General features: G+C 69.3%; 26 protein-coding genes and 2 tRNA genes. 18 read left to right on the forward strand and 10 right to left on the reverse strand.

Going from position 1 to position 26078, the window contains the following annotated elements:
* Positions 1 to 7: 7 nt before the first annotated feature.
* On the reverse strand, positions 8 to 1072 hold the full coding sequence (hisC, locus tag ACXVUM_RS09045) for a histidinol-phosphate transaminase (protein ID WP_458521485.1): 1065 nt from the start codon (positions 1070 to 1072) through the stop codon (positions 8 to 10).
* Between the two features lie 104 nt (positions 1073 to 1176).
* Between hisC and ACXVUM_RS09050 the strand changes: the two genes are divergently transcribed.
* The 3 genes from ACXVUM_RS09050 to ACXVUM_RS09060 all read left to right on the forward strand — a co-directional run bounded on the left by ACXVUM_RS09050 (position 1177) and on the right by ACXVUM_RS09060 (position 2097).
* Positions 1177 to 1265, forward strand: a tRNA-Ser gene (locus ACXVUM_RS09050).
* Positions 1266 to 1295: 30 nt separating this feature from the next.
* Positions 1296 to 1368, forward strand: a tRNA-Arg gene (locus tag ACXVUM_RS09055).
* Between the two features lie 75 nt (positions 1369 to 1443).
* Complete coding sequence (locus ACXVUM_RS09060) at positions 1444 to 2097, forward strand: nucleoside/nucleotide kinase family protein (RefSeq protein WP_458521486.1); 654 nt, start codon at positions 1444 to 1446, stop codon at positions 2095 to 2097.
* A gap of 40 nt (positions 2098 to 2137) precedes the next feature.
* Here the strand turns inward: ACXVUM_RS09060 and ACXVUM_RS09065 are convergent, their stop codons facing one another.
* The 7 genes from ACXVUM_RS09065 to ACXVUM_RS09095 form a co-directional block, all read right to left on the reverse strand.
* Entirely contained in the window at positions 2138 to 4135 is a 1998-nt protein-coding gene (locus ACXVUM_RS09065) for a hypothetical protein (RefSeq protein WP_458522834.1), read from the reverse strand.
* Positions 4136 to 4176: 41 nt separating this feature from the next.
* Entirely contained in the window at positions 4177 to 5217 is a 1041-nt protein-coding gene (locus ACXVUM_RS09070) for an ATP-grasp domain-containing protein (protein WP_458522835.1), read from the reverse strand.
* A 323-nt stretch (positions 5218 to 5540) separates the two neighbouring features.
* On the reverse strand, positions 5541 to 6428 hold the full coding sequence (locus ACXVUM_RS09075) for an NADPH-dependent F420 reductase (RefSeq protein WP_458522836.1): 888 nt from the start codon (positions 6426 to 6428) through the stop codon (positions 5541 to 5543).
* Positions 6429 to 6503: 75 nt separating this feature from the next.
* The gene (locus ACXVUM_RS09080) at positions 6504 to 7463 is read right to left on the reverse strand and encodes a TIGR03557 family F420-dependent LLM class oxidoreductase (RefSeq protein ID WP_458521487.1); all 960 of its coding nucleotides are present in this window, start codon (positions 7461 to 7463) and stop codon (positions 6504 to 6506) included.
* 25 nt (positions 7464 to 7488) lie between these two features.
* Positions 7489 to 7746, reverse strand: coding sequence for a hypothetical protein (locus tag ACXVUM_RS09085; protein WP_458521488.1), 258 nt, complete (start codon positions 7744 to 7746; stop codon positions 7489 to 7491).
* 120 nt (positions 7747 to 7866) lie between these two features.
* Positions 7867 to 8886, reverse strand: a complete 1020-nt coding sequence (locus ACXVUM_RS09090) for a hypothetical protein (RefSeq protein ID WP_458521489.1) — start codon at positions 8884 to 8886, stop codon at positions 7867 to 7869.
* A gap of 69 nt (positions 8887 to 8955) precedes the next feature.
* Entirely contained in the window at positions 8956 to 9687 is a 732-nt protein-coding gene (locus ACXVUM_RS09095; protein WP_458521490.1) for a YqjF family protein, read from the reverse strand.
* A gap of 65 nt (positions 9688 to 9752) precedes the next feature.
* Between ACXVUM_RS09095 and ACXVUM_RS09100 the strand changes: the two genes are divergently transcribed.
* Both ACXVUM_RS09100 and ACXVUM_RS09105 read left to right on the forward strand, forming a co-directional pair.
* Entirely contained in the window at positions 9753 to 11423 is a 1671-nt protein-coding gene (locus tag ACXVUM_RS09100) for an FAD-dependent oxidoreductase (RefSeq protein ID WP_458521491.1), read from the forward strand.
* Entirely contained in the window at positions 11420 to 12868 is a 1449-nt protein-coding gene (locus ACXVUM_RS09105; RefSeq protein WP_458521492.1) for an ATP-binding protein, read from the forward strand. The genes ACXVUM_RS09100 and ACXVUM_RS09105 overlap by 4 nt, the downstream gene beginning before the upstream one ends.
* A 7-nt stretch (positions 12869 to 12875) precedes the next feature.
* On the opposite strand, the gene ACXVUM_RS09110 is transcribed toward ACXVUM_RS09105, so the two are convergent.
* Positions 12876 to 13508 carry a TetR/AcrR family transcriptional regulator C-terminal ligand-binding domain-containing protein gene (locus tag ACXVUM_RS09110; protein ID WP_458521493.1) on the reverse strand — a complete coding sequence of 211 codons (633 nt, stop codon included), beginning with the start codon at positions 13506 to 13508 and terminating at the stop codon, positions 12876 to 12878.
* A gap of 103 nt (positions 13509 to 13611) precedes the next feature.
* On the opposite strand from ACXVUM_RS09110, the gene ACXVUM_RS09115 reads away from it, so the two are divergent.
* The 11 genes from ACXVUM_RS09115 (at position 13612) to ACXVUM_RS09165 (ending at position 23154) form a co-directional block, all read left to right on the forward strand.
* Complete coding sequence (locus ACXVUM_RS09115; RefSeq protein WP_458521494.1) at positions 13612 to 14715, forward strand: aldo/keto reductase; 1104 nt, start codon at positions 13612 to 13614, stop codon at positions 14713 to 14715.
* A 5-nt stretch (positions 14716 to 14720) separates the two neighbouring features.
* On the forward strand, positions 14721 to 15491 hold the full coding sequence (locus tag ACXVUM_RS09120) for a class I SAM-dependent methyltransferase (protein ID WP_458521495.1): 771 nt from the start codon (positions 14721 to 14723) through the stop codon (positions 15489 to 15491).
* A gap of 65 nt (positions 15492 to 15556) precedes the next feature.
* Positions 15557 to 16549 carry an ABC transporter substrate-binding protein gene (locus tag ACXVUM_RS09125; protein WP_458521496.1) on the forward strand — a complete coding sequence of 331 codons (993 nt, stop codon included), beginning with the start codon at positions 15557 to 15559 and terminating at the stop codon, positions 16547 to 16549.
* Positions 16546 to 17643, forward strand: a complete 1098-nt coding sequence (locus tag ACXVUM_RS09130) for an ABC transporter ATP-binding protein (RefSeq protein WP_458521497.1) — start codon at positions 16546 to 16548, stop codon at positions 17641 to 17643. The genes ACXVUM_RS09125 and ACXVUM_RS09130 overlap by 4 nt, the downstream gene beginning before the upstream one ends.
* On the forward strand, positions 17640 to 18341 hold the full coding sequence (locus tag ACXVUM_RS09135) for an ABC transporter permease (protein WP_458521498.1): 702 nt from the start codon (positions 17640 to 17642) through the stop codon (positions 18339 to 18341). Before ACXVUM_RS09130 ends, ACXVUM_RS09135 begins: the two co-directional genes overlap by 4 nt.
* Positions 18338 to 19051 carry an ABC transporter permease gene (locus ACXVUM_RS09140; protein ID WP_458521499.1) on the forward strand — a complete coding sequence of 238 codons (714 nt, stop codon included), beginning with the start codon at positions 18338 to 18340 and terminating at the stop codon, positions 19049 to 19051. The genes ACXVUM_RS09135 and ACXVUM_RS09140 overlap by 4 nt, the downstream gene beginning before the upstream one ends.
* 32 nt (positions 19052 to 19083) lie before the next feature.
* On the forward strand, positions 19084 to 20316 hold the full coding sequence (locus tag ACXVUM_RS09145) for a DUF6986 family protein (protein ID WP_458521500.1): 1233 nt from the start codon (positions 19084 to 19086) through the stop codon (positions 20314 to 20316).
* The gene (gene alc, locus ACXVUM_RS09150; protein ID WP_458521501.1) at positions 20313 to 21305 is read left to right on the forward strand and encodes an allantoicase; all 993 of its coding nucleotides are present in this window, start codon (positions 20313 to 20315) and stop codon (positions 21303 to 21305) included. Before ACXVUM_RS09145 ends, alc begins: the two co-directional genes overlap by 4 nt.
* Positions 21299 to 22246: an allantoinase PuuE gene (gene puuE, locus ACXVUM_RS09155; protein ID WP_458521502.1), complete on the forward strand. Its 948-nt coding sequence runs from the start codon at positions 21299 to 21301 to the stop codon at positions 22244 to 22246. Before alc ends, puuE begins: the two co-directional genes overlap by 7 nt.
* 7 nt (positions 22247 to 22253) lie before the next feature.
* Positions 22254 to 22943 carry a GntR family transcriptional regulator gene (locus tag ACXVUM_RS09160; protein WP_458521503.1) on the forward strand — a complete coding sequence of 230 codons (690 nt, stop codon included), beginning with the start codon at positions 22254 to 22256 and terminating at the stop codon, positions 22941 to 22943.
* 10 nt (positions 22944 to 22953) lie between these two features.
* Positions 22954 to 23154 (forward strand): hypothetical protein, encoded by a 201-nt coding sequence (locus tag ACXVUM_RS09165; RefSeq protein WP_458521504.1) that lies wholly within the window; start codon positions 22954 to 22956, stop codon positions 23152 to 23154.
* A gap of 79 nt (positions 23155 to 23233) precedes the next feature.
* On the opposite strand, the gene ACXVUM_RS09170 is transcribed toward ACXVUM_RS09165, so the two are convergent.
* The gene (locus tag ACXVUM_RS09170; RefSeq protein WP_458521505.1) at positions 23234 to 23614 is read right to left on the reverse strand and encodes a VOC family protein; all 381 of its coding nucleotides are present in this window, start codon (positions 23612 to 23614) and stop codon (positions 23234 to 23236) included.
* Positions 23615 to 23698: 84 nt separating this feature from the next.
* On the opposite strand from ACXVUM_RS09170, the gene ACXVUM_RS09175 reads away from it, so the two are divergent.
* Positions 23699 to 25207, forward strand: a complete 1509-nt coding sequence (locus ACXVUM_RS09175; RefSeq protein ID WP_458521506.1) for an NCS1 family nucleobase:cation symporter-1 — start codon at positions 23699 to 23701, stop codon at positions 25205 to 25207.
* A gap of 5 nt (positions 25208 to 25212) precedes the next feature.
* Positions 25213 to 26046 carry an aspartate/glutamate racemase family protein gene (locus ACXVUM_RS09180; RefSeq protein ID WP_458521507.1) on the forward strand — a complete coding sequence of 278 codons (834 nt, stop codon included), beginning with the start codon at positions 25213 to 25215 and terminating at the stop codon, positions 26044 to 26046.
* The last annotated feature ends 32 nt before the right edge of the window (positions 26047 to 26078 follow it).

Consider the following 26078-nt stretch of genomic DNA (forward strand, 5'->3'; position numbering starts at 1 on the left):
TCGACGGTCAGGCCGGACGACTCCACTGCTCGGCGAACCGCAGGAACAGGTCGTTCTCGTCGGGATCGCCGACGGTCACGCGCACGCCGTCGCCTGCGAACGGGCGGATGACGACCCCGTTCTCGATCGACGCGGCGGCGAAATCGGTTGCCGCGTCTCCCAGGTCGAGCCAGACGAAGTTCGCCTGCGAGTCGGGGACCCGGTACCCGAGCTCGTGCAGGCGTGCGCTCACCCGTGCGCGTTCGGCGAGCACGCCGTCGGTGCGCGCGAGCAGTTCGTCGTCGGCGTCGAGGCATGCCGTCGCCGCGGCCTGGGCCAGTGAGTTCACGCTGAAGGGGACGTGCACACGTCGCAGACCGTCGATGACGGCGTCGTCGGCGATCGCGTAGCCGACGCGGAGCCCCGCCAGTCCGTACGCCTTGGAGAACGTCCGCAGCACCACCAGGTTGTCGAAGCGCCGCTGCAGCTCGATCGCGTCGTACGCGTGGGTCTCATCCGGCCGCGAATACTCGACGTACGCCTCGTCGAGCGCCACGACGACGTCCGACGGCACCTTCTCCAGGAAGTCGACGAGCGCCTGCGCCTCCACGACGGTCCCTGTGGGGTTGTTGGGGTTGCAGACGAAGATCAGCCGGGTGCGGTCGGTGATGGCGTCGGCCATGGCGGTGAGGTCGTGTACGCGGTCGCCGGTCAGTGGGACCTGGACCGGTGTCGCTCCGACCACGCGTGTGGCCAACGGGTAGGTCTCGAACGACCGCCAGGCGAAGAGCACCTCGTCTCCGGGCCGGCAGGTGATGGTGATGAGGTTCTGGCACAGACTCACCGACCCGCACCCGGTCTGGATCGCGTCCGGTGGGACACCGAGCTTCTTCGACAGCGCCTCGGTGAGCCCGACCATGCCGTTGTCGGGGTAGCGGTTGAGGTCCTGTGCCGCGTCGGCGATGGCCCGGGCGACGCTGGGAAGAGGCCCGAAGGTGACCTCGTTGCTGGCCAGTTTGACCGCGCCCGGGAACGTCCTACCCGGGACATAGGCGGGAACCGAGGCCAGGTCGGGGCGGATGCGCGGGGTCACGCAGACCAATGTAACGGTGGCGCCACCTGCGGTTCCATGCTGGTTTGCTCCCACTCGGAACGCATGTGTAACCTTTGCGTTCGGCAGTTCGCGAGAACTCCGCTGGAGGCGTGCCAGAGTGGCCGAATGGGACTCACTGCTAATGAGTTGTCCGGCCAACACCGGACCGGAGGTTCGAATCCTCTCGCCTCCGCCGCCGGCACCCGCCGACAACTGAATACCTGCGCCCGTAGCTCAACGGATAGAGCATCTGACTACGGATCAGAAGGTTAGGGGTTCGAATCCCTTCGGGCGCACACACGAATCCCCCGTCGGGTCCACATGGACCAGGCGGGGGATTCTCGTCGTCCCGGGCCTCTAGAGTCGTCGCGGTGGTGATCGACTCTCTCGCCCGGGACGCCATCGATCTGGTCGGGGGGAACGCGCGCGCCGTCCTCGGCATCACCGGACCACCCGGCGCGGGCAAGACCACGGTGGCGCAGGCGCTCGTCGCCCGGATCGAGGAGATGCGGGGGCCTGGCTGGGCTGCAGTCGTCCCGATGGACGGCTTTCACCTGGCCGACGATCAACTGCGGCGTCTGGGAGCCCTCGGACGCAAAGGCGCGCCCGACACCTTCGACACGGCCGGGTACGCGGCTCTGCTCGAGCGGGTCCGACTCGACGACCGGCGACCCGTCTACGCACCCGGCTTCGAACGGACACTCGAGCAACCGGTGGCCGCCGCGCTGGTGGTCCTGCCCGAGGCGCGGCTCGTGGTCACCGAGGGCAACTACCTGTTGCTCGACGACCCGGACTGGGCGGCGGCGAGAGCCGCGATGGAGGCCGTGTGGTTCGTGACCGCCGCCGAGTCGACACGGCGTGACCGACTGCTCGCCAGGCACGTCGAGTTCGGGAAGACGCCGGCATCGGCCCGCGCGTGGATCGCCGACGTCGACGAGCCCAACGCCGAACTGGTGTCGTCGACCGCTGCCCGCGCCTCCCGTGTCATCGTCAACGTCCCCGGTGGTTGGTCGATCGAGCGGTGAGGCGGGCGACATGGCCCTGCTCCGCTGGTGGAGCAGGCGGTCAGGAGGGCATCCGCTCGGCTCCCCAGCTCCGTCGGATGTAGCCGACGATGCCGTCGATGTCCTCGGCCGGGACGTCGTCGGGTCGACCGTTCTCCAGCGGATCGGCGTGGAAGATGTAGAGCCTCGACGCGAACTGGTCGAACGGGAGCGAGCCCTCCCCGTGGCGTTCGCCGTTGCCCGCGGTGCCGACGACGACACCGTCACCCCAGTCCTGCCCGCTGTCGTTGTTCGGGTTGAAGAAGTACACCCGCATCACCCCGTCGGGGTCGGCGGCGACGCGCAGGATCGTGATGGCATGCCAGCCGATGTAGCGCGCGGCGCTGTCGGTGACGGCGACGCCTGCCGGTTGCGGGTGGATCAGCGGCTGGTCCCCGTTGTAGGCCGGGTGGTACGAGGCGTGGAACTGACGCAGGAAGCCGTCCAGGTCGACGAGGTTGCCGGTCTCGACGTCGACGTCGATGTGGAACTCCCGCCAGGACCACCACCCGTGGAACTCCGGGTTCACCCAGCGGTGTGGATCACCGGGACGCCCGGCGCACTCGCGGACCATCTCGGCGTAGATGCGGTCGAGGTGGGGGACCAGCAGAAGCGAGACCGGATCGAGGTCGATCGGGTCGCTGGTCGCGACACCGCTCGCACTCGCGGTCGACGACAGGGCCTTGCCCTCGAAGTGCATGACGATCTCGTCGTCGCGGGCAGCCCACACCACCATCTGCAGGAGATAGTCGGGATCGTTGTAGGCCCACATCGACAGCGCCCGCGCCGACTGGCACGTCGGGTTGTCACCCTGGCCGACACCGAGTGGCTGGCCGAGCATCGACAGCAGTCCTGCCAGCAGCCGCGCCGCAGGGTCGGGGGTGTCGCCGAAGGCCAGTCGCAGCCGCTCGCGCGAGTCGGGTGACAGCGGCAGCGCGATCTGACGCCATAGCGACGGGACGATCGGCGGCTGATGCAGGATGCCGCGGTCCAGCATCAACGCCAGTCCGTAGATGCACTGCGCGGTCTGCGGGTGCACGGCCACATCGACGAGTCGGTAGACGAGGTCGGGGAATCGTTGCAGCGACGTGCGACCCACGTCCGACAGCCCGAGCGCCTCGGGCAGGAGATGCGGGTTGGTCTCCACGAGGTAGCGCAACAGCGTGGCGTGGTACGGCGAGACCAGGCCCGTGTCGTGCATGGCGCGCGCGAAGCCGCCGGCCTCGAACTGCAGTCCGCCGGCGTCCATCACCTCCAGCCGCGACCGGTAGACCTCGACGCCGGGGTCCTCCCGACAGGCATCGGTGGTCCCGAACAACGCGGAGATGAGACGGTCCAAGCCCTGTCCCGACGAACCGAGGTCGACGTCGGGGTCGTCGCGGTAGATCGCGATGCGGGTGACCATCGCGGTCACCTGATCGACCTGGATCGGCCGCTGCCGCAGGATGCGCCAGATCTCCTCGACCAGTTCGTCCAGGACGCTGTCGTACCCGATCTGCTCGGCGACGTAGCCGAACAGATCGCGGATGAGATGGGCGGTCCGCCCCAGCCGGACTCGTTCGGCCTCCGAGGGCGGCGTGAACAGCACCTCGAGGTTCATCGCGAGCACCTGCGACAGGAATCGTCGGGCGTCGTCGGCGTCGACCGCCGGGTGCGTCATGTCGCCGCCGGCGACGGCGACGAGCCGCAACTCGCTCGCGGCCTCCATCGCGACGGTGTCGGCGTGGCCGCTACGCAGGCTCGATCCGACGATGGCGGGGATCAGGATGTCCGGCTGAGCCCAGTCGGTGCCGGTGAACAGGCCGGCCTCCTCCAGCGCCCCGGCGCGTTCACGAACCGCCGCGCATCCGCCCTTCTGCGTCAGGACGCGGGTGAGGGAGTCCAGGACCCGCCGCACCTTCGTGCTCTTCGAGAACTCCGGTGCCTCACGCAGTGCCGCGGTCGCGTGGTCGAGCTGTGCGAGACGCGACGTCAGGGCAGGGTCAGGCGCGGTCGAGTCCCCGTGCGCGACAGGGTCCATCGACTGCGTGGGCCCGCGGTCGGCCGTACCGAGTTCCTGCTTCACACGTAGAAGTCCAGTTCTTCCTGATGCTTCAACAGATCCCGCATCCGGACCGGGTCATCACCGAAGAAGTACAGCAGTCCCCAGTGCGTGCCGAAGGCGGTGCGCTTGGTGACCGTCTGCTCCAACGGGGGTGCGAGGTCGTTGGTCTCGTAGTAGTCGTGCTCAGCCGTCTCCGCGGGGATCTCCAGCGAACTGACCACCCGTCGACGGGGGTACACGCCGAAACATCCCGCGACACCGCTCGCGTCGACGACCTCGGTCGGGAAGAACGCGTCGATCTCCTCGGCGGTCGTCTTCGGGTCGAACGCCAACGCGAGACCCTGGTAGGCGTTGAAACCGTAGGCCCGTTCGAGAAGCTCGAACACCTTGAAACCCGGCGGGCGGTAGGCGACCTCGCCGAAATACATCTCGCCGTCACTGGTGACGAAGTACTCGGGGTGGATGAACCCGAAGTCGATGTCGAACGCCTTGATGAGCTTCTCGATCTGCGCGGTGATCGCCGGACGGTACTTCTCCAGCTCCGGCGTCGCCGGCACGAACACCGAGTAACCCAGCGTCACGTACTCGGAGATGTTGAGGAACTTGATCTTCCCGTCGTGGATCCACGCCTCGACGGCGAACTCCCACCCGTCCAGGTGCGACTCCATCAGCACCGGGAACTCCTCGTCGGGGATCGAGTCGACCTCGTCGGGCGTGCGGATGACGCGATGCCCGAGGCAGCCGGCCTTGTCGAACGCCTTCAGATGGATCGGGTCGTTCGGGTCACCGTCGAGCTTGAGCAGCGTCTGGTTCACGCGGCGCAGGAACCGGATCACGTCCTCGCGGTCGTGTGCCTCCTCGAAGATCCCGACCCGGATGCCGCCGAGCTGCGCGCGCCGCTTCATGAGGGCCTTGTCGCGCAACAACATCGCCTGACCGAGCAGACGGGGGTTGTCCAGCAGCACCGAGTTGACCGCCCCGGCCCACTCGACGGTCTCCTCGTACAGCGGGATCGCGACATCGACACCGAGGTCTCGCAGTGTCTCGGCGATCTCCAGAGATCGGTCGTTGAGGCGTTCGAAGTCCCAGGAGAGATACGGGATGTCGTGCTGTTCGCAGTACTCGCGTGCCCATTCGGGCGCGACCACCACGTATCTCCGGTCGAACGCGTCGAGTGCCTCGACAGCGGCGAGGCTCCATCCGAGGAGGGCGACGTACCCCTTCTCGGGGTCCTTCGGGAACGTCTGCCGCGCGCTCTGCACCTGCGTCTGTGACTGCGTCGCCGACTGTGTCTGCGTCTGCGTCATGCCTGTCTCCTTCCCGTCGAGCGGTAGGGGGTCGAGCCCCGCCAACGGTACAGATCACGCACGTGCAGACCTATTCAGGCAGCCTTCCACTCCGCTGTGCGCTCGGCGGATGCCTGCTCGAGAGCGGTTCGGGTCTCCTCGGCGGTGCCGTGCTGCCCGTAGACCGGGGTGCCCGGCTGCTGCCGCCACGACTCGGCGATCGTGCCTGCGTCGACGGGGTCGAACCCCAGTTCGTCGACGATGTCGGAGACGACCACCTTCGCGGCGGCGTCGTCGCCGGCGATCGGCAGCGCGATGCGGCCCTCGTCGCCGGCGGGCTTGCCACGCTCGAGCAGGAACTTCCAGAAGATCCCGTTGAACACCTTCACCACGGGCTGACCGATCTGCTCGGACACCCACGCGCTCTCCGTCTGACCGTCCTCGATGGCTGCGATCAGACCGTCCCGCTGCTGCGGGTAGTAGTTGTTCGTCTCGATGATCGGGGCCCCGGGCGTGCGGCCCGCGAAGATCCCGGGCTCGAGGTCGGGGACGTTCTTCTGCGGGATGGACAGGATGACGAGGTCGGCGTCGCGCGCCGCCTCACGTGCCCACACTGCGGTGGCGCCGGTCTCGGATGCCAGGTCGGCCAGCGTCTCCGGCGCACGTGAGTTCGCCACGTACACCTCGTGTCCGAGGGCGGTGAGTCGCCGCGTGAGGCTGCCACCGATGTGTCCTGCTCCGATGATCCCGATGCGCATGGCGCGTTCCTTCCGTTCGTCGCCGGACCTGATCCGGCTCCCGGGGGACAGAAGGGTCGGCGCGACACGGGTATTCCACCGAGCCCGTGGGTGTGACGCGCGAGACGTCCACCGGTTCGGAATAGCCGGGGGCTCGGGTCGGTTGACACCACCGACGGAGCCGGACCGAATGCCCCGGGCCCCACCCCACAGCCGCCACGAGCGGCCACTCGCCGAGAGGCGCATCACCGGCCCCGTCCCCGACGAACGGCGCCGACACCTCACGAGGGTGTCGGCGCCGTCCGTGTATGGCGTCCCGGATCAGATCCCGGTCAGGAGTGGCCGGATCTCCCGGGCGAACGCGTCGAAGAATCCCTCCATGTCCGGACCGATCTGGTGGACGTACACCTCGTCGATCCCTGCGTCGACGAACTGCTGGATCTGTTGGGCATGCGCCTCGGGGTCGTTGCCGTGCGCGACGGCATCGCCGACGGTCTCGCGGTCGACCAGCGACATCGCGGCCTCGAAGTCCTGCGGTCGGGGCAGGGTCTGACCGAGCTGACCGGGCAGCTGTTCGCTCGCCCACAGGCGATGTGCGAGGTCCAGCGCGGCGTCCGCGTCGGGTCCCCACGCGACCTTGGTCCCCGCCTGGATCGGTTTGCCCTGCCCGCCTGCGTCGCGGAACGCCGCGATGATCTCGGTGTCCGCCATCGCGGTCACCAGCCCGTCACCGATCCGCCCGGCGACCTCCGCGGCCTGCGGTCCGAACGCCGACACGTAGATCGGTGTCGGGTCGTCGGGCAGCGTGTACAGGCGGGCGTCCTGCACCTCGTAGAACTCGCCGTGATGGCTGATCTCGCGGCCCTCCTGCAGCAGACGGATCACCTGCACCGCCTCCTCCATCATGCGCAGCCGGACGCCGACCGACGGCCACCGGTCGCCGAGGATGTGTTCGTTCAACGCCTCCCCGGATCCGACACCGAGCACGAACCGCCCGTCGAGTTGCACCGACGCCGTCGACGCCGCCTGCGCGACGATCGCCGGGTGCATCCGCACCGTCGGACACGTCACCGCCGTCGCGACCGGGAGCGACGTTGCCTGCGACAGGGCGCCGATGACACCCCACACGAAGGGGCTCTGGCCCTCGGCGTCGTTCCACGGGTGGAAGTGGTCCGAGATCCACAGGGCCTCGAAACCCGCGTCCTCGGCGCGGCGCGCCTGGTCGACGAGTTCCGCGGGCCCGAACTGTTCGCAGGAGAGGAAGTATCCGAGGCGGGTCATGGGCATGCTCCGTTCGTGAGGTGGGTCAGGCCGCGGTGACGGCGTCGGTCGACCGGCGCGACGTGTGGAACGCCGCTGCACTCCACGGGGCGAGTCGTGGTGAGCCGTAGCCCATCTGGACGAGGCGGTCCCGGACCGACGCCAGGCTCGCCCCGCGCAGGATCGTCTGCAGTTCACGTATCCGCTGCTCGACGTCGACGAGGGGGACCTCGAGTGCCGCCGCGATCTGTGTCGGCGACGACCCGCGTGCGAGGAGATCTGCGAGTGCTCTGTGGTTCGTCACGTTCCCGACGGTAGGAGCGGGCAGCAGCACCCGGAAAGGAGCTCGACGCGATCGATGCCGAAACCGTGTCGCCGGTCGCGCTCCGATAACGACGTCGTGATCTTCGGGGGTCGGCCCCCGTCAGTCCCCGATGCGACGCAGATCGTTCTCGAAGGTGACCCGTCCCGGGCATGCCTCCGACCACGCCAGCGTGGAGGTGCTGGTGATCGACTCCACAGGCGTGGCCGCGCCGTCGGGGATGGTGGTCGTCGAGGTGAGGACGGGGCGATAGGTGCGGCCGTCCGCGCACCGCCGCGGACCGACCGTCTCCACCTGCGAGAGCATGCGTGACGGCCCGCCGGTGTACCCGGCGACTGTCGGGGAACCGCCCGGCGAGCCCTGGTCGTACATCACGACGGCGCAGGTGACGGCGTCGCGGGTGCAGGTCGGGGTGGCGGTGAGGCGGGTGGTGTCCACGGTCGGTGTGCGGATCAACGTGGGCGGGTCCCACGCGACGATCCGCGTCGTCTCCTCGTACGCACCGCGGAAGCCGGCGACGGGTGACGTCACCGCGGCGGGGACCCGTACGTCGCCGAGTCGGCGGGTCCCGGCGGGTAGTCCGCCGGACCGCGAGAGGGTGATCGTCCCCTCGGAGGCCATCGCGCAGGAACCACCCTCCAGCGAGGAGGTGGTCCCGCTCAGTCGGCTCGCCGAGTCGTTCGCGCGCATCGACGCACTCTCCAGCGCGACCCAGGGCTCGTCGATGGGCGCCGACAGACCCTGGGGGATGCACGGACGCATCGCCGGGACCACGGTGCGTGTCCACGTGCCGTTCTCGAACACGAAGTCCATGCGTTCCTGGTCGTACGGGAGGCTCGGGTCCGGTGTCGTGGACGTCGCCACCGCGACGCATCCGTCACCCGGACCGACGCAGGAGGTCTGCACGATCCAGGTGGAGGTCTGGGGGACGGCGTCGGTGCCGGTCGCGGCGGCGCCGTCGACGGAGGTGGTGGTGCGGGAGACCGAGTACGTCCCGCTGAACATCGTTGCAGGGTCGGGCTTCCCGTCGTCGCCGCATGCGGCGAGCAGGCCCGCGCCGACGACCGCCGCAGCCGCGACGATCACCCACCGACGGACGGGGCGGGGCAGGGGAGGGGTCATCGGTGCTCCTCGGCGCTGTCGACGATCTGTGCGATATCTCATCACACATTCAGCGACTGCAACTCGGTGTCACCGGACGACGGAGGGCCGCCCGAACTGGGTGCGGACCCCGGGCGACCACAGCGCGCGTACCGGCGGGCCTGCCGCGCGGACACCACTCGCGTCGAGCAGGTCGTCGTCGAGTCGGACGATCTCGGCCCGGTGCAGAGGCCACGCCGAGTGCTGGTTGGGCACCCAGAGGGTCTGGCCGGCCACGCGGGTGTGCGCGCCCCAGCGGGCTGTCAGCCACTGTTCGAGGTCGGTCGGCTCGACCGGCTCGCCGATCTCCACCTCCAGCAGGCTGCGCAGTCCGCGCTCGGGCCACCGGCGGCGACTGCGGTACTCCACACGGGTGCCCATGCGACGCACCGACATGTCGGCCCACGTGTACGGGATGCCGAGCCCGATGCGGGTCAGCGGCACGACGGCGAGCCGACTGGTCTCCAGCGAGCGGAAGAACACGCCGTGCCGTCCGGCGTCGTCGACGGAGTAGAGCCGGATGTTCGTCTCGGCGAACGACCCGAGGTAGGGGATCGCCGGTGTCGGGCCGACGGAGATGTCGTGCATCTCGAAGGGGACGAGGCCGACGTAGGTTACGCCGTCGGCGAACACGTCCGGTCGGGTGCCGCGCGGGAACAGATGCGCGACGGATGTCGCCTCGACGGGCCAGTGGACGAAAGTCAGGTTCTCCCATCGCTGGTCGAGGATCATCGGCCGCGGCAACCGCGGTGCGGTCAGGGGCGCCCCCATGATGCTGGACATACCGTTCATCATCTCTCACCCGCGGGTGTGGCAGACCGTGCTCGACGAGCGGAGGATGGTGATTCGTGCCACCAGGGAGCAAACCCGCCATCCTCACCGTCGACGACGACCCATCCGTGTCCCGGGCCGTCGCCCGAGACCTGCGCCGTCGCTACGGCGAGACGTACCGCATCGTGCGCGCCGAGTCCCCGGAGGCCGCGCTGGACACCCTCCGTGAGCTCACCCTGCGCGGCGACGACGTCGCGGTGATCCTCGCCGACTACCGGATGCCGCTGATGACCGGCATCGAGTTCCTCGAGCGGGCGATGGATCTCGTCCCGTCGGCGCGGCGGGTCCTGCTCACCGCCTACGCGGACACCGGCGCGGCCATCGACGCGATCAACGTCGTCGACCTCGACCACTACCTCCTCAAGCCGTGGGATCCACCGGAGGAGAAGCTCTACCCCGTCGTCGACGCGCTCCTGGAGACCTGGCGCGCCGACGACCGCGCCCGGGCCGACGACACCCGGATCGTCGGTCACCGCTGGGACCCGCGCAGTTCGGCGATGCGAGAGTTCCTCGCGCGCAACCAGCTCTCCTACCGCTGGTTCATGTCCGACGAGCCGGAGGGTGTGCGCCTGTTGGCGGCAGCGGGTCTCGACGAGACCGCGCGGCTGCCGGTGGTGGTGTGTTCGGACGGGTCGGTCCTGCAGGAGCCGACCGACACCGCGCTCGCCGAACACCTGGGCCTGCAGACGAACCCGACGGGCGAGTTCTACGACCTCGTGGTCGTCGGCGGCGGCCCGGCCGGACTCGGCTCGGCGTTGTACGGCGCCAGCGAGGGGCTGCGCACCGTGCTCGTCGAACGGACCGCCACCGGTGGACAGGCCGGCCAGAGCTCTCGCATCGAGAACTACCTCGGTTTCCCCGACGGTGTCTCCGGCGCCCAGCTCGCCGATCGTGCTCGGCGACAGGCGATCCGGTTCGGAGCCGAACTCATCACCACCCGTGACGTGGTGGCCCTCGAGGTCAACGGATCCGCCCGCACCGTGCGCTTCGACGACGACAGCACCATCCACGCCCACACCGTCATCCTCGCGACCGGCGTCTCCTATCGCCGGCACGACGCGAACGGCCTCGACGAACTGACCGGCCGCGGCGTCTACTACGGGTCGGCGGTGACCGAGGCCGCGCGGTGCAGCGAGCAGGACGTCTACATCGTCGGTGGCGCCAACAGCGCGGGACAGGCCGCCCTGTACCTGGCCCGCGGCGCACGGTCGGTGACGATCGTGGTCCGCGCCCCGTCGCTGCAGGCGTCGATGTCGCACTACCTGATCGCGCAGATCGAGAAGACCCCGAACGTCTCGGTGCGCACCTGCACCGAGGTCGTCGGGGTCGGCGGCGGTGACCATCTGGAGACGATCACCCTCCGCGACCGGACGTCGGGCGTGGACGAGACCGTCGACAGCGCGTTCCTCTTCCTGTTCATCGGCGCCGCACCCCGCACCGACTGGCTCGACGGGGTGGTCGCGCGCGATCCGCACGGCTTCATCCCGACCGGACCGGACCTGGTGTCCGACGGTGCGGTGGTCGGCGGGTGGTCGCTGGACCGCATGCCGCACCATCTCGAGACCACCGTCCCCGGCGTGTTCGCCGCCGGTGACGTCCGCTCGCAGTCCGCCAAACGCGTCGCCTCCGCCGTGGGCGAGGGGGCGATGGCCGTGATGCTCGTCCACCGCTACCTGGGGCAGTCATGACAGACGACACGATGTGCACACCGACCGAACTGCGGGAGCTGTTCCTCTTCGAACACCTCGCGGAGGACCAGCTGGACGAGTTGTGCCGGCAGGGACGGATCGAGGTCGTCGAACCCGGGCCCGTCTACACCGAGGGCGAACCGGCGACCTGTTTCTACGTCCTCGTCTCCGGCGAGCTGGTGCTGTCGAAGATGTCGGCGGGCGAGGACATCGAGATCTCCCGGACCACACAGAAGGGTGTGTACGCCGGTGCCTGGCAGTCGTATCTGGGTGAGCGTGCCTCGCAGACGTATCCGGGATCGATGCGGGTCCTGGTGCCGTCGCGGTTCTTCGTCCTCGACGCCGACGTCTTCGGTCGACTGGTGCGTGAGTGGTTCCCGATGGCCGTGCACCTGCTGGAGGGGCTGTTCTGGGGCAACCAGAACTCCCGTCAGATCCTCGACCAGCGGGAGCGTCTGCTCGCGCTCGGGTCGCTGTCGGCGGGCCTCACCCACGAGCTCAACAACCCCGCCGCCGCGGCCGTGCGCGCCACGTCGGCGCTGCGGGACCGCGTGGCGCACATGCGGCGGAAGCTGCAGGTGATCGCGTCGGGAACGTACGACGCCGAGGCGATCGCCACCCTCATCCGACTCCAGGACGAGGCGGCCGAGCTGGTCGCGAAGGCACCGACGCTCTCCCCGCTGGAGGCGTCGGACCGCGAGGACGGCATCGCCGACTGGCTCGACGACCACGGGGTGACGCGCGGATGGGAACTCGCCCCGCCGTTCGTCGCGTCGGGGATCGACGTCGACTGGCTCGAGAAGGTGTCCGCCCGCGTCGACGACTCGTTGCTGGAGAGCGCGATCCGATGGCTCGACTACACCGTCGAGACCGAGCTGCTGATGAACGAGATCGGCGACTCCACGACGCGGGTGTCGACGCTGGTCGACGCGGCCCGGCAGTACTCGCAGATGGACCGCGCGCCGCACCAGCGCAGCGATCTCCGTGAACTGCTGGACTCGACGCTGGTGATGCTGGGCCGCAAGATCGGCGACGGCGTGACCGTCGTGCGTGAGTACGACCCGGCGCTACCCGCCATCCCCGTCTACGCGGCCGAGTTGAACCAGGTGTGGACCAACCTCATCGACAACGCCGTCGCCGCGATGGGTGGATCGGGCACGTTGACCGTGCGCACCCGACGCGACGGCGACGCCGCGATCGTCGAGATCGCCGACACCGGTCCCGGTGTGCCCGAGGACCTGCGCACCCGGATCTTCGAACCGTTCTTCACCACCAAGGCCGTCGGTGAGGGGACCGGGCTCGGTCTCGACATCTCCTGGCGCATCGTCGTCAAGAAGCACAAGGGCAGCCTCACGGTGCGCTCGGAACCCGGCGACACCGTCTTCGAGGTGCGGATCCCCATCGAGACGCCCGTCTCCGACGCGCCCGCTCCGGCCGCCGTCTGACGCGGGTTCATCCCTCGTCGGTGGTGAAGACCCCCGCGTGCAGGGCCGCGAGGGTGGCGCGCACCGCTGAGTCCGCATCTGCCGTCGTCAGGGGCGTCGTCGAGGTGATGAAGCGGTAGTACAGCGGCGCCGAGATGTGCCGCACCACCTCGACGGGATCGGTGGCGGCGGGGATGTCGCCGCGGTCGATGGCGTCACGCACGGGCCGGGTCCATTCACGGACGCGGGTGTCGTAGAACCCGGCGAGAGCGCGTTTCGTGTCGTCGTCGTGGGTCGATGCGGCGATCAGGGCGGCGAAGAGCGGGCCCTGTCGGGGGTCGGTGAGCGTGCGCACCAAGAGGTCCGCGTTGGCCCGGAGGTCGTCGTCGAGGGATCCGGACGCGGTGGCGTCGACCGATTGCGCAGCCATGTCCGTCAGGAGGTCTGACACGAGCGCCTGGGCAGTGCCCCATCGGCGGTAGATCGTCGTCTTGCCCACACCTGCTCGCGCGGCGATCGCGGGGAGATCGAGGTGCGCGAAACCCGATGCGATGAGCGCGTCCTCGGTGGCCGAGAGCACTGCCGCCCGGACTGCCGCGGTCCGTCCGCCGGGCCGGGTGGCGGTGGCCCCGGACATGGGGGCGGTGGCGGACGGATCCATGGACGCAGACGATACGAGCCCGGCCCTGACGGAACCACAGTTCCGATAGCAGGCGGGCCGTGATAGTTTTAAAAGGAACCGCAGTCCCGTTAAGGAGATGGTCGTGGAATACAGGCGAGTGGGCGAATCGGGGCTGATCGTCTCGGAGTTCGGGTTCGGGGCCGCGACATTCGGCGGACGGGGTGAGTTCTTCTCGGCATGGGGCGACACGGACGTGGATGCGGCCCGCAGCCTCGTCGACGTGTGCCTGGAGGCGGGGGTGACGTTGTTCGACACGGCCGACGTCTACTCCGCGGGTGCGTCGGAGGAGGTGCTCGGTGCGGCTCTGCGCGGTCGTCGAGACCAGGTCGTCCTGTCGACCAAGGCGGCGTTGCCGATCGGCGACGGGCCCGCCGATCACGGGACCTCGCGCACCCACCTCATCCGGGCCGTCGAGGCGGCGTTGACGCGACTGCAGACGGATCGCATCGACCTGTTCCAGCTCCACGCGTTCGACGCGCAGACCCCGATGGAGGAGGTCGTCGACACCCTCGACGACCTGGTCCGTGCGGGCAAGATCCGCTACGTCGGGGTGTCCAACTTCGCCGGGTGGCAGGTGATGAAGATGGCCGCGGTCGCCGACCGACGGAGCTCGACACGCCCTGTCGCACATCAGGTCTACTACTCGCTCGTGGGCCGTGACTACGAATGGGATCTGATGCCCCTGGGCGTCAGCGAGGGTGTCGGTGCGATCGTGTGGAGCCCGCTGGGGTGGGGTCGGCTGACCGGTCGGATCCGGCGCGGCGCCGAGTTGCCGACGACCAGCCGGCTGCACACCACAGCCGACGCAGGTCCGCCTGTCCCCGACGAGCGTCTCTTCGCCGTCGTCGACGTGCTCGACGAGATCGCCGAGGAGACCGGGCGGACCGTCGCGCAGGTGGCGCTGAACTGGGTCTCGCGACGCCGCACCGTGGCGAGCGTGATCATCGGGGCCCGGGACGAGGTGCAGCTGCGCGAGAACCTCGGCGCCGTGGGATGGTCGCTGTCGGTCGACCAGGTGACGCGACTCGACGCCGCGTCGCGTGTGGAGGCGCCGTACCCCCACTTCCCCTACTTCCGTCAGGAGGGGTTCGCCCGCCTGAACCCGCCGCTCGATCCCGCGACACCCGACGAGAACCACAGGGAGGCAGAGAAGCACCCGCCCGGATCGGTCACGCCACTAGGCTGAGCCCCATGTCCCAACAGGCGCCGTGGGCGCGAGGTCGATACGAGTCGGTCGCGACGATGATCGCGCCCATCGCCGACGAACTCGTCGCTCGTGTCGGGGATCAGCGTCCGCTCGCCGGGTGCGATGTCGTCGACCTCGCCTGCGGCACAGGGTCGGTCGCGCGGGCAGCCGTCCGGCTCGGTGCCCGTGTGACCGGTGTGGACATCACCCCCGAACTCGTCGACATCGCGCGAGGCGCATCGCCCGACGCGATCGACTGGGTCGTCGCCGACGCCGTCGCGACGGGGCTCCCCGACAGCAGCGCCGACGTCGTCGTCTCCAGCATGGGGATCATCTTCGCGTCGGCTGCCGTGCTCGACGAGATCGTCCGGCTGCTGCGTCCGGGTGGGACGCTCGGTTTCACCGCCTGGACCCGTGGTGCGCACAACCCGTTTTACGACCCGATCGTCGAGGTCCTCGGTGCCCCGTCCGGCGACGAGCCCGGTCCGGACGCCTGGGGTGACGCCGAGACCGTCCACGCCCGGCTGGCCGACGGATTCCACACCGTCGAGGTCGACCACCGTGTGCACACATGGCGTTTCGACTCCGTCGACACGGCACTGCACTTCATCACGCGCGAGTCGCCCCTGCACGTCGGCGCCTTCGCGCAGGTCGACGAGGTGCAGCGCGACCGGCTCCTGACTGCGTTCGAGGCCGCGTTGACCGCCACCTCCGGTACCGACGGGACGGTCGCGTTCGACTCGCCGTACGTGGTGGTCACGGCACTGGTTCGCTGACTCCGATCGGCCCTCGGCGACCGTAAGGCGCACGGGCGGGCGTTCGGTGGTGTTGTATGGATCGGGTGCGTCTGCTCCCTGGCCGTCCGCGCCGCGGTCGAATCGTCCTCGCCGTGACGGTGGCCGCCGTCGCCGTGCTCCTCGCGGGGTGTTTCGACCCGCTGGACCGGGCCGGCTCCCGTGATCCCGACCCGAACCACATCGTCGTGGGCTCCGGCGGGGTCCTCGAGGCCCAGATCATCGGCCAGATCTACATCGACGCGCTGAAAGCCAACGATTTCGACGTCGACGATCAGCTGAACTCCGGTACCCGTGAGCGGTACGTCCCCGCGCTGAAGGCCGGCGACATCGATCTCACCCCGGACTTCATCGGCAACCTGCTCTACTACCTGGCGTCGACCAACCCGGCGATCTCGTCCGAACGCGCGGAACAGATCTCGACCATCACCGACCTCCCGGGTATCGAGGCGGCGATGCCCGAGGCGCTCGGTCCCGACCTCGCCATCGGTGAACCCGCGCCGGGATCGGACTCCGACTCGGTGACCGTCACCTCGAGCACCGCCGAGCGGTACCGCCTGCGCACCATCGGCGACCTCGCCGAGCTGTCGAAGCGGCAGACGGTGACGTTCATGGCCAACAGCGAGTTCGCGACGCGTTCCGTCGGACTGCCGGGCCTCGAGAAGAACTACGGCCTGCGCGTCGAGTTCCGCCCGAACAACGACTCCGGCGGTCAGGCGACGATCAACGAGCTGACCTCGGGTCGCGTCACGGCCGCGGACATCTACACGACCACGCCGGCGATCACGACGGACGACCTCGTCGTCCTCGAGGACCCGAAGAACAACTTCCCCGCCAACAACGTCGTCCCGCTCATCGCGAAGTCGAAGGCGACCCCGCGGCTGCTCGCGGTGCTGAACGCCGTGTCGGCCAAGCTCACCGTGACCGAGCTGCGGGACCTGAACTACGCGGTCTCCGGACCCCGCAAGCTCGAGGTCGAACAGGCGGCGTCGGAGTGGGTCGACAAGTGGAACCTGAACGAGAAGATCGGAACGCGATGATCACCTTCGAGTCGGTGACCAAGACCTACCCCGACGGGACCACCGCCGTCGACTCCCTCGACCTGACCATCGAGGCGGGCTCCTTCACCGCGTTCGTCGGGCCGTCCGGGTGCGGCAAGACGACGTCGATGCGGATGATCAACAAGATGATCACGCCGACCAGCGGTGTGGTGCGGGTCGACGGCGACGACGTCAGCGGGGTCGACCCGGTGACGCTGCGGCGCGGGATCGGGTACGTCATCCAGAGCGCGGGCCTCATGCCGCATCAGCGGATCGTGGACAACGTCGCGACCGTGCCCGTGCTGCAGGGTGTCCGGCGCAAGGCGGCACGGAACGCGGCCATGGAGCTGCTCGACCGCGTCGGCCTGGACGCGTCGCTGGCGACCCGCTACCCCGCGCAGCTCTCGGGCGGGCAGCAGCAACGTGTCGGTGTGGCACGGGCTCTCGCCGCCGACCCGGCGATCCTGCTGATGGACGAACCCTTCTCCGCCGTCGACCCCGTGGTCCGCGAGGACCTGCAGAACGAGATGCTGCGTCTGCAGGGGGAACTGCGCAAGACGATCGTCTTCGTCACCCACGACATCGACGAGGCGGTCAAACTCGCCGACCGCATCGCGATCTTCGGATCCGGTGGCAGACTGCACCAGTACGACACACCCGAACGGCTCCTCGCCGCCCCCGCGGACGACTTCGTCGCCGGATTCGTCGGACGCGACCGCGGATATCGCCTGCTGCAGTTCACCTCCGGTCAGGAGATCCCGCTCGAACCCCTGGTGCCGATCACCGAGACCGAGATCGACGACCTGCGTCTCGGCGACGACGACTGGCGTCTCGTGCTCGACGGGGACCGGCGGCCGTTCGGATGGGTCGACGCCGGCGGCGTCACCGCCCATCGCGGCGGAGCGGCTCTGTACGAGAGTTGTTCGGCCGGAGGGTCGTTGTTCGTCGAGGGCGGTACCGCCCGACAGGCACTCGACGCCGCGCTGTCCTCGCCGTCGGGTATCGGGGTCGTCGTGGACGACGGCGGTGTGGTGACCGGCGGTCTGCGCGCGGCGGGTGTGCTGTCGGTGATCGAGCGTGAGCGCACGTCGTGAACTACCTGCTGAACCACTTCGACAAGGTCTGGGGACTGGTCGGTGAGCATCTCAAGCTCGCGCTGATCCCCATCGCCGTCGCGTTGGTCATCGCGATCCCGCTCGGCCTCGCCGTCCACCGGTCCGCGGTGGCGCGTCGCATCACCGTGGTGGTCGGCTCGATCGTCTTCACGATCCCCTCGATCGCGCTGTTCATCGTGATGCCGTCGCTCATCGACACGCGCATCCTCTCCGACCTCAACGTGATCGTCGCGTTGGCCCTCTACGCGACCGCGCTGCTGGTGCGATCGGTGCCCGAGGCGCTCGACGCGGTACCCGCCGCATCCCTCGACGCAGCGACCGCGGTCGGCTACAAACCGTGGGAGCGCGTGCTGAGAGTGCAACTGCCGCTTGCGATCCCGGTGCTGGTCGCGTCGGTCCGCGTCGTCTCGGTCACCAACATCTCGCTGGTGTCGGTGGGGTCGGTCATCGGGTTCGGCGGACTGGGCAAGCTCTTCACCGAGGGGTACAGCCGGAACTACACCGGCGAGATCATCGCCGGGATCATCGCGACGGTGGTGCTGGCGCTCGTCATCGACGTGATCCTCGTGCTGCTCGGGCGCGCCGCCACACCCTGGACACGGGCGTCCTCCGCGCCGTCCTCGCGACGGTTCCGTCGACTGGGCCGGCAGATCGCCGCACGAGGAGCAGGCGCATGAGCGGGATCGCGAGCCAGACATGGTCGTATCTGACGACCGGGTCGAACTGGACCGGCACACAGGACGTCGACGGGCTGGGGCTGCTCATCGGACAGCACCTGCAGTACACCGTGATCGCGGTGGCCGTCGCCGCGGTGGTCGCGGTGCCGCTCGGTCTCGTCGTCGGGCACACGGGGCGGGGTGAGATCGTCGTCGTCGGACTCGTCAACGTGGTTCGGTCGCTGCCGACACTGGGCCTGCTGCTGCTGTTCGTGCTCTGGATGGGTCTCGGCCTCACACCCACGCTCATCGCGCTGATCCTGCTGGGCATCCCCCCGCTGCTGGCCGGTGCGTACTCCGGGGTGGCCAACGTCGACCGTGTGGTCGTCGACGCGTCACGGGCGATGGGCATGCGGGAGTGGCAGATCCTGCTGCGCGTGGAGCTGCCGAATGCGTTGCCGCTCATCCTCGGCGGCCTCCGCAACGCCACGCTCCAGATCGTCGCGACCGCTGCGATCGCGGCGTACGCGGGTCTCGGCGGGCTGGGTCGACCCATCTTCGACGGCCTCGCCACCTACGACTACGCACCGATGATCGCCGGATCGATCCTCGTCACCCTGCTCGCTCTCGTCCTCGACGCGATCATCGCGGGATTCGTGTGGGTGGCGGCACCCGGCACCGGTCGACTGCGCCCGACACCGACGCTCGACGCGGCGGCGGGCCCCGCCTGAGGCGATCGACGCCTCTGACACGATCACCAGTCATGGTGCATGCACGAATGGACACCGCCGCACTCGCGCGGGTGGACGCGATCCTGGCCGAGGCCGACGCGGAACTCGATCGCCACTATCCGGGTGATCGGCGAACGGGACAGCCGGTGCACACCGCCTACGTCACCGCCGACCGGGCGTCGCCGCAGACGCCCCATGCGTGGGGGGTCGCGGCGCGATCGCTGCTCACCGACCACACCACGATCGTCGCCGGACTCGACGCCGCCGTCGACGTCGGTCAGGTCGACACCATCCTCGCCGAGCGACCGATCCAGGACCTCCGCATCGACTTCGAGGACGGCTACGGTGACCGCGGCGACGAGGTCGAGGACGCCGACGCCATTCGCGCGGGGGAGACGTTGCGCGCCTGGGCCGACGATCCCGCCGGACCGTTCTCCTTCGGCGTCCGTGCCAAGGGCCTCGGCGCGGCCGAACGCGGCCGTGGGATCCGGACCCTGGAACTGGTGTTGGACGGGGCCGGGGGTGTCCCCGACGGGTTCGTGTTCACCGTTCCCAAGCTCCGATCGGTGCGTCAGGTCGACGGTGTCGTCGCCCTGTGCGACGAACTCGAACGCGCGCACGGGCTCTCCGAGGGGAGTCTGCGGTTCGAGCTGCAGATCGAGAGCCCGCAGGCCGTCGTCGGACACGACGGGACGGCCACCCTCGCCCGGGCCATCGCCGCGGCGCAGGGCCGGTGCAGCGGGCTGCACTACGGCACCTACGACTACAGCGCCGCGGTCGGGATCGCCGCCCGCCACCAGTCGCTGGACCATCCCGTCGCCGACCACGCGAAGGACGTGATGACCGCAGCGGCGGCGCAGACCGGGGTGTGGGTGTCCGACGGGTCGACACAGGTGATGCCGGAGGGTGATGCCGACGTCGTGATCGCCGCCCTCTCACGACATTTCCGACTCGTGATGCGGTCCATGCAGCGTGGGATCTACCAGGGGTGGGACATGCACCCCGGCCACCTCGTCACCCGATGGGCGGCGACCGTCGCCTTCTACCGCGCTGCGTTGCCGCCCGCGGCGCGTCGTCTCGAGTCCTACCTCGGCCGTCTCGGTGGGGCGATCGTCGACGAGCCCGCCACCGCCGAGGCGCTGGCGGCGGTGGTGCTGCGGGGAGTCGACTGCGGCGCACTCACCGAGGACGAGATCGTCGCGCACGTGCCGAGCTGCACCGTGTCGACGCTGCGGGGGCTGCTGCGATACTCGGGCCCATCATGACCGATCAGACCACGGCTGCCCCGTTCCGCACCCTGCCCGACCTCGCCCTGCGCACCCTCGGTGGTGCCGTCGTGTGGGCCAACGACGAGTTCTTCGCCGAGCGCGAGAACCTCATCACGCCGGGCCCGGCGACCTACTCGCCGTCCACGTTCGGGCACAAGGGGCAGGTCTACGACGGGTGGGAGACCCGTCGTCGACGGTCGCCCGGTGTCGACGAGGCGATCGTCCGACTCGGTGCGCCCGGCGTGGTGCACGGCGTCGTCGTCGACACAGCCTGGTTCCGCGGGAACTACCCGCCGGAGATCTCCGTGGAGTCCGCCACGGTGCCCGGGCACCCGTCGGTCGACGAGCTGCGGGCAGCGGAATGGTCACCGCTGGTGCCCATCTCGCCGGTCACCGGGGACTCGGAGAACGAGTTCACCGTCGACCCCGGCGATCGGGTCACCCACGTCAAGCTGACGATGCACCCGGACGGCGGCGTCGCCCGACTGCGGATCCACGGCATCGCACGTCCCGACCCCCGCTTCCTCGACGCCGGACCGGTGGACCTGGCCGCCATCGAGAACGGCGGCCGGGTGACCGACTGCTCGAACATGTTCTACAGCTCTCCGCAGAACATGCTCCTGCCCGGCGTCGCACGATCGATGGGCGACGGATGGGAGACCGCGCGCCGTCGTGACGACGGCAACGACTGGGTCGAGATCGCCCTCGCGGCAGAGGGTGTGCCGCGCCTGATCGAACTGGACACGTCGTACTTCCTCGGCAACGCGCCGGGTGCCGCGCTGGTCCGCGGCCGGTCGGGGAGCGGCGACTGGGTGGAACTGCTGCCCCGCACCGACCTCCACCCCGACACCCGCCACCGTTTCGTCGTCGACGGCGCGGATCCCGTGACCGACATCCGGGTCGACGCGTTCCCCGACGGCGGGATGGCCCGGGTGCGGGTGTGGGGCTCGCTGACCGAGGCCGGGCGTGCGGAGCTGGCATGGTGAGCGACTACCCCCGGGACATGGTCGGGTACGGCCCCACACCGCCCGATCCGCGATGGCCGGGTGGGGCGCGGATCGCACTGCAGTTCGTCCTGAACTACGAGGAGGGTGCGGAGAACAACCCGCTGCACGGTGACCCCGCCTCGGAGACGTTCCTGTCGGAGATGATCGGCGCGCAGGCGTTCCCGAACCGGCACATGTCGATGGAGTCGCTCTACGAGTACGGTTCCCGCGCCGGGTTGTGGCGCGTGCTGCGGGTCTTCGAGCGGCGCGGGTGGCCGCTGACGATCTTCGCCGTCGCCCGGGCGATGCACCGCAACCCCGAGGCGGTCGCCGCGTTCACCGAGCTGGGTCACGAGATCGCGAGCCACGGGCTCTGGTGGAAGAGCTACCAGTTGGTCGACGAGGAGACCGAGCGCGCCGACATGGCCGCGGCCGTCGAGATGCTCACCGACCTCACCGGTTCGGCGCCGGTCGGGTGGTACACGGGTCGCGACTCCCCGAACACCCGACGGCTGGTCGTCGAGCACGGTGGGTTCGAGTACGACTCCGACTCCTACGCCGACGACCTCCCCTACTGGACCCGGGTGGAGACGGCCGCCGGCGCGCAGGACCACCTCGTCGTGCCGTACACCCTCGACACCAACGACATGCGATACGCGTCGGCCGGGGGATTCCCGAGCGGTGAGCAGTTCTTCGCCCATCTCCGCGACGCGTTCGACGTCCTGTACGCCGAGGGTGAGGCGGGCGCGCCGAAGATGCTGTCGGTGGGGCTGCACTGCCGGATCGCCGGCCGGCCGGCCAGAACCGCGGCGCTGGAGCGCTTCTGCGATCACGTCGCCGCGCACGAGGGTGTCTGGGTCACCCGCCGCGTCGACATCGCACGCCACTGGCGCACGACACATCCGCCGACAGCGAGCGGGGACACCGCCCCGGCGGGATGATGACCCGATGCTGGGACCACCGCAGGAGCGCCTCGTCGCCGCGCTGCCCCGCACCGAGGGCGGGTCGTCGCAGGCCGCGATCCTCGACGCCCTGCGCACGGTCATCCTCGACGGAGTCGCGCCGCCCGGGACCCCCATCCCCGTCGACACCGTCGCCGCGCACTTCGGCGTCAGCCGCATCCCTGTCCGGGAGGCGTTGAAGACGCTGGTCGGGGAGGGGATCGTCGATCACCGTGCGAACGGCGGCTACTCCATCGCACGGCTGACCGCCGCCGAACTCGTCGAGCTGTACCTGGTGCGTGGGGCGCTCGAGACCGCCGCGCACGGCGTCGCCCTCCCGTCGGCGACGGTCGACGACGACGAGCGCGCGCAGGCGGCATACGCAGCCCTCGATCGCGCGGTGCTCGCGGACGACGTCACCGGGTATCACCACGAGAGTCGCGCCTTCCACCTCGCGCTCGTGACACCGTGCCGCATGCACCGGCTGCTGCACGTGCTGGAGTCGACGTGGAACATCACCGAACCGGGTCGACCGATGTGGCAGTTGCCGGTCGGCGAACGCGTCGCGTTGCACCTCGACCACAGTGAGATGCTGCGCGCCTTCCTCGCCCGCGACGCGGAGTCCCTCACCGCGGCGACCTCCCATCACAACGACCGACTCCGCGCCGCCATCGCGCAGTCGCAGGGAGACGCCTGACGCGTCAGCGGTGCGCGTCGACGAGGACGGCGGCGTCTCGGAGTCCGAGGCCCGGATGCGCCTCCCGGAGCGCGCGGATCGCCGCGATCCGATCCGGCGTGACCGACACGGCATGGCGCACAGCGTCGTCGGGGACCTCCGACGGATCCAGCCGGGGTGGGGTGGGTCGATCGCCGCCAAGAGCGTGCCGTTGTCGAAACCCGCGTCCTGAGCTCATGTCGTGGCCAGTATGACCACCGGGTCGTCCGAGGATGTGGAAATCGGACATCGGCGTGTGCGGTGGCGAGACGTCAGAGCGGAGCCAGACGAGCGCGGAGAAGGCAGAACTCGTTGCCCTCCGGATCGGCGAGGACGTGCCAGGACTCGTCGCCGGTCTGTCCGACGTCGGCCTTCCGAGCACCCAGGGCCAGGAGTCGTTCCAGCTCCGCGTCCTGGTCGCGGTCGGTGGCGTTGACGTCGAGGTGCAGGCGCGGTTTCGCGCGCTCCGGCGAGGGGTGGGGGCTGAGGATGATCGTCGGCGCCAGACCGCCGAACCCCACTTCCGGACCGATCTCGATCGACCCGTCGCCGGGTTCGTCGAGCATCACGTAGCCGAGGACATCACACCAGAAACGGGCCAGGACCTGCGGGTCTCGGCATTCCAGGACGAGTTCGCTGAGGCGACAGGCCATGGCTGGATCTCCTTCTCCGCAGGGCCGGTGAAGATATATCTTCAGGGCAACGGGGCGGAAACAGTAGGCGAATATTTTCCTCGCATGACGACGACACCTGCCGCGCCGCCTCCGGCGGTCTCCACCGCGGAACTGGGCTACCACGCCCGTCTCACCAACGACGACCTCAAGCCCCTGGTTCCCCAGACCTGGTCGGGGTACAACATCTTCGCGTTCTGGATGTCCGACGTGCACAGCGTGGGTGGATACGTCACCGCCGGAAGCCTCTTCGCGCTCGGGCTCACCAGCTGGCAGGTGCTCGTCGCGCTGATCGCGGGCATCATCATCGTGAACATCTTCGCGAACCTCGTCGCCAAGCCGTCGCAGGCAGCAGGGGTGCCCTATCCGGTCATCTGTCGCGCGGCGTTCGGCGTCCTGGGTGCGAACGTCCCGGCCGTCATCCGCGGTCTGATCGCGGTGGCCTGGTACGGGATTCAGACCTACCTCGCGTCGAACGCGTTCGTCGTGCTCGGGCTCAAGCTGTGGCCGTCCCTCGCACCGTGGGCCGACGTCGATCAGCACGGGTTCCTGGGCCTGTCGACCCTCGGCTGGGGTGCGTTCGCGATCATGTGGGTCCTGCAGGCACTGGTGTTCTGGCGTGGCATGGAGGCCATCCGCAAGTTCATCGACTTCTGCGGTCCCGCCGTCTATCTCGTCATGTTGGTGCTCGCGGTGTACCTCGTCACGAAGGCCGGCTGGTCGAACATCAGCCTGAACCTCGGGTCCGTCGAGTACTCCGGCTGGTCGGCGCTGCCGGTGATGCTCGGTGCGATCGCGCTCGTCGTCTCCTACTTCTCCGGCCCGATGCTCAACTTCGGCGACTTCTCGCGGTACGCGACGACGATGCGATCGGTGCGGGTCGGCAACTTCCTCGGCCTGCCGATCAACTTCCTGTTCTTCTCGCTGCTGACCGTCATCACGGCGTCGGCGACCCTCCCGGTCTACGGCAAGCTCATCACCGACCCGGTGGAGACGGTCGCCCAGATGGACAGCGTGTTCGCGGTCGTCCTGGGTCTGCTGACCTTCATCGTCGCGACGATCGGCATCAACATCGTCGCGAACTTCGTCTCGCCCGCGTTCGACTTCTCCCACGTCGACCCGCAGCGCATCAGCTGGCGTGCCGGCGGCATGATCGCGGCGGTCGGTTCGGTGCTCATCACCCCGTGGAACCTGTACAACAACCCCGACGTCATCCACTACACGCTGGAGACCCTCGGGGCGTTCATCGGACCGCTGTTCGGTGTGCTGATCGTCGACTACTACGTGGTGCGCAAGCAGCGCGTCGACGTCGACGCCCTCTTCTCCATGGAGGAGGACAAGCCGTACTGGTACTCCAAGGGCGTCAACCCCGCCGCCGTCATCGCGACCCTCGTCGGAGCGCTCGTCGCCGTCATCCCCGTGATCACCAAGGCGCATCCGTTCGGCTGGAACATCTGGGGGATGGCCGGCGCGGCGCAGTACTCCTGGTTCATCGGTGTCGCCGTGGGTGGGGCCGTCTACATGGCGCTCTCGACGGCCCGCCGGCGCGAGTACGCCGCCGCCTCGGCAGCATGAGGACCATGCGCATCGGAGTCGTCAACCCGAACACCACGGTCGCGATGACCGACGTCGCGGCGGCGGCCGCCCGCTCGGTCGTCGCGCCCGGCACCGAGGTCGAGGGCATCACCGCGACCATGGGCCCGGTGTCGATCGAGAGCCACTACGACGAGGCGCTCGCGGTTCCCGGTCTCCTCGCGGCGATCGCCGACGGGGAGCGCCGCGGCCTCGACGGGTATGTCGTGTCCTGTTTCGGGGACCCCGGGCTCGACGCGGCACGGGAGCTGGCGGCGGGACCCGTCGTCGGCATCGCCGAGGCCGCCATGCACGCCGCGAGCTTCCTGGGGCGCGGGTTCAGCGTCGTCACGACGCTGGGTCGCACCAGCGGGCGCGCCGCCGACCTCGCCGCGCACTACGGGATGAGCCGGGTCTGCCGCGGCATCCACGCGTGCGAGATCCCCGTGCTCGACCTCGACACCGACCCCGCGGCCTACCGCCGGATCGCAGATGCCTGCCGGATGGCGATCGCCCAGGACGAGTCCGACGCGATCGTCCTCGGCTGCGCGGGTATGGCGGCGATGTGCGCCGACCTGACGGCCGAACTCGGGGTGCCCGTCGTCGACGGTGTGTGCGCCGCGACACTGACGGTGCAGTCGCTGGTGACCATGGGTCTGGCGACCGGCAAACTCGGCGAGTTCGCGCCACCCCTGCCCAAGCGGTACGAGGGACTCCTCACCGAGTTCACCGTGCCGGCCCCGGCGAGCGACGACGGATCGGACGATCGATTCCCCGTCGAGCCGGGCGGTCGCTTACCGTGGTCGGGTGAACAGTCCACAGGCGAAACCAGCAGCCTCTGACGACCTGAAAACCGTTCTCACCTGGAGCGGTA

It is taken from the genome of Williamsia sp. SKLECPSW1 (genome assembly GCF_054332755.1).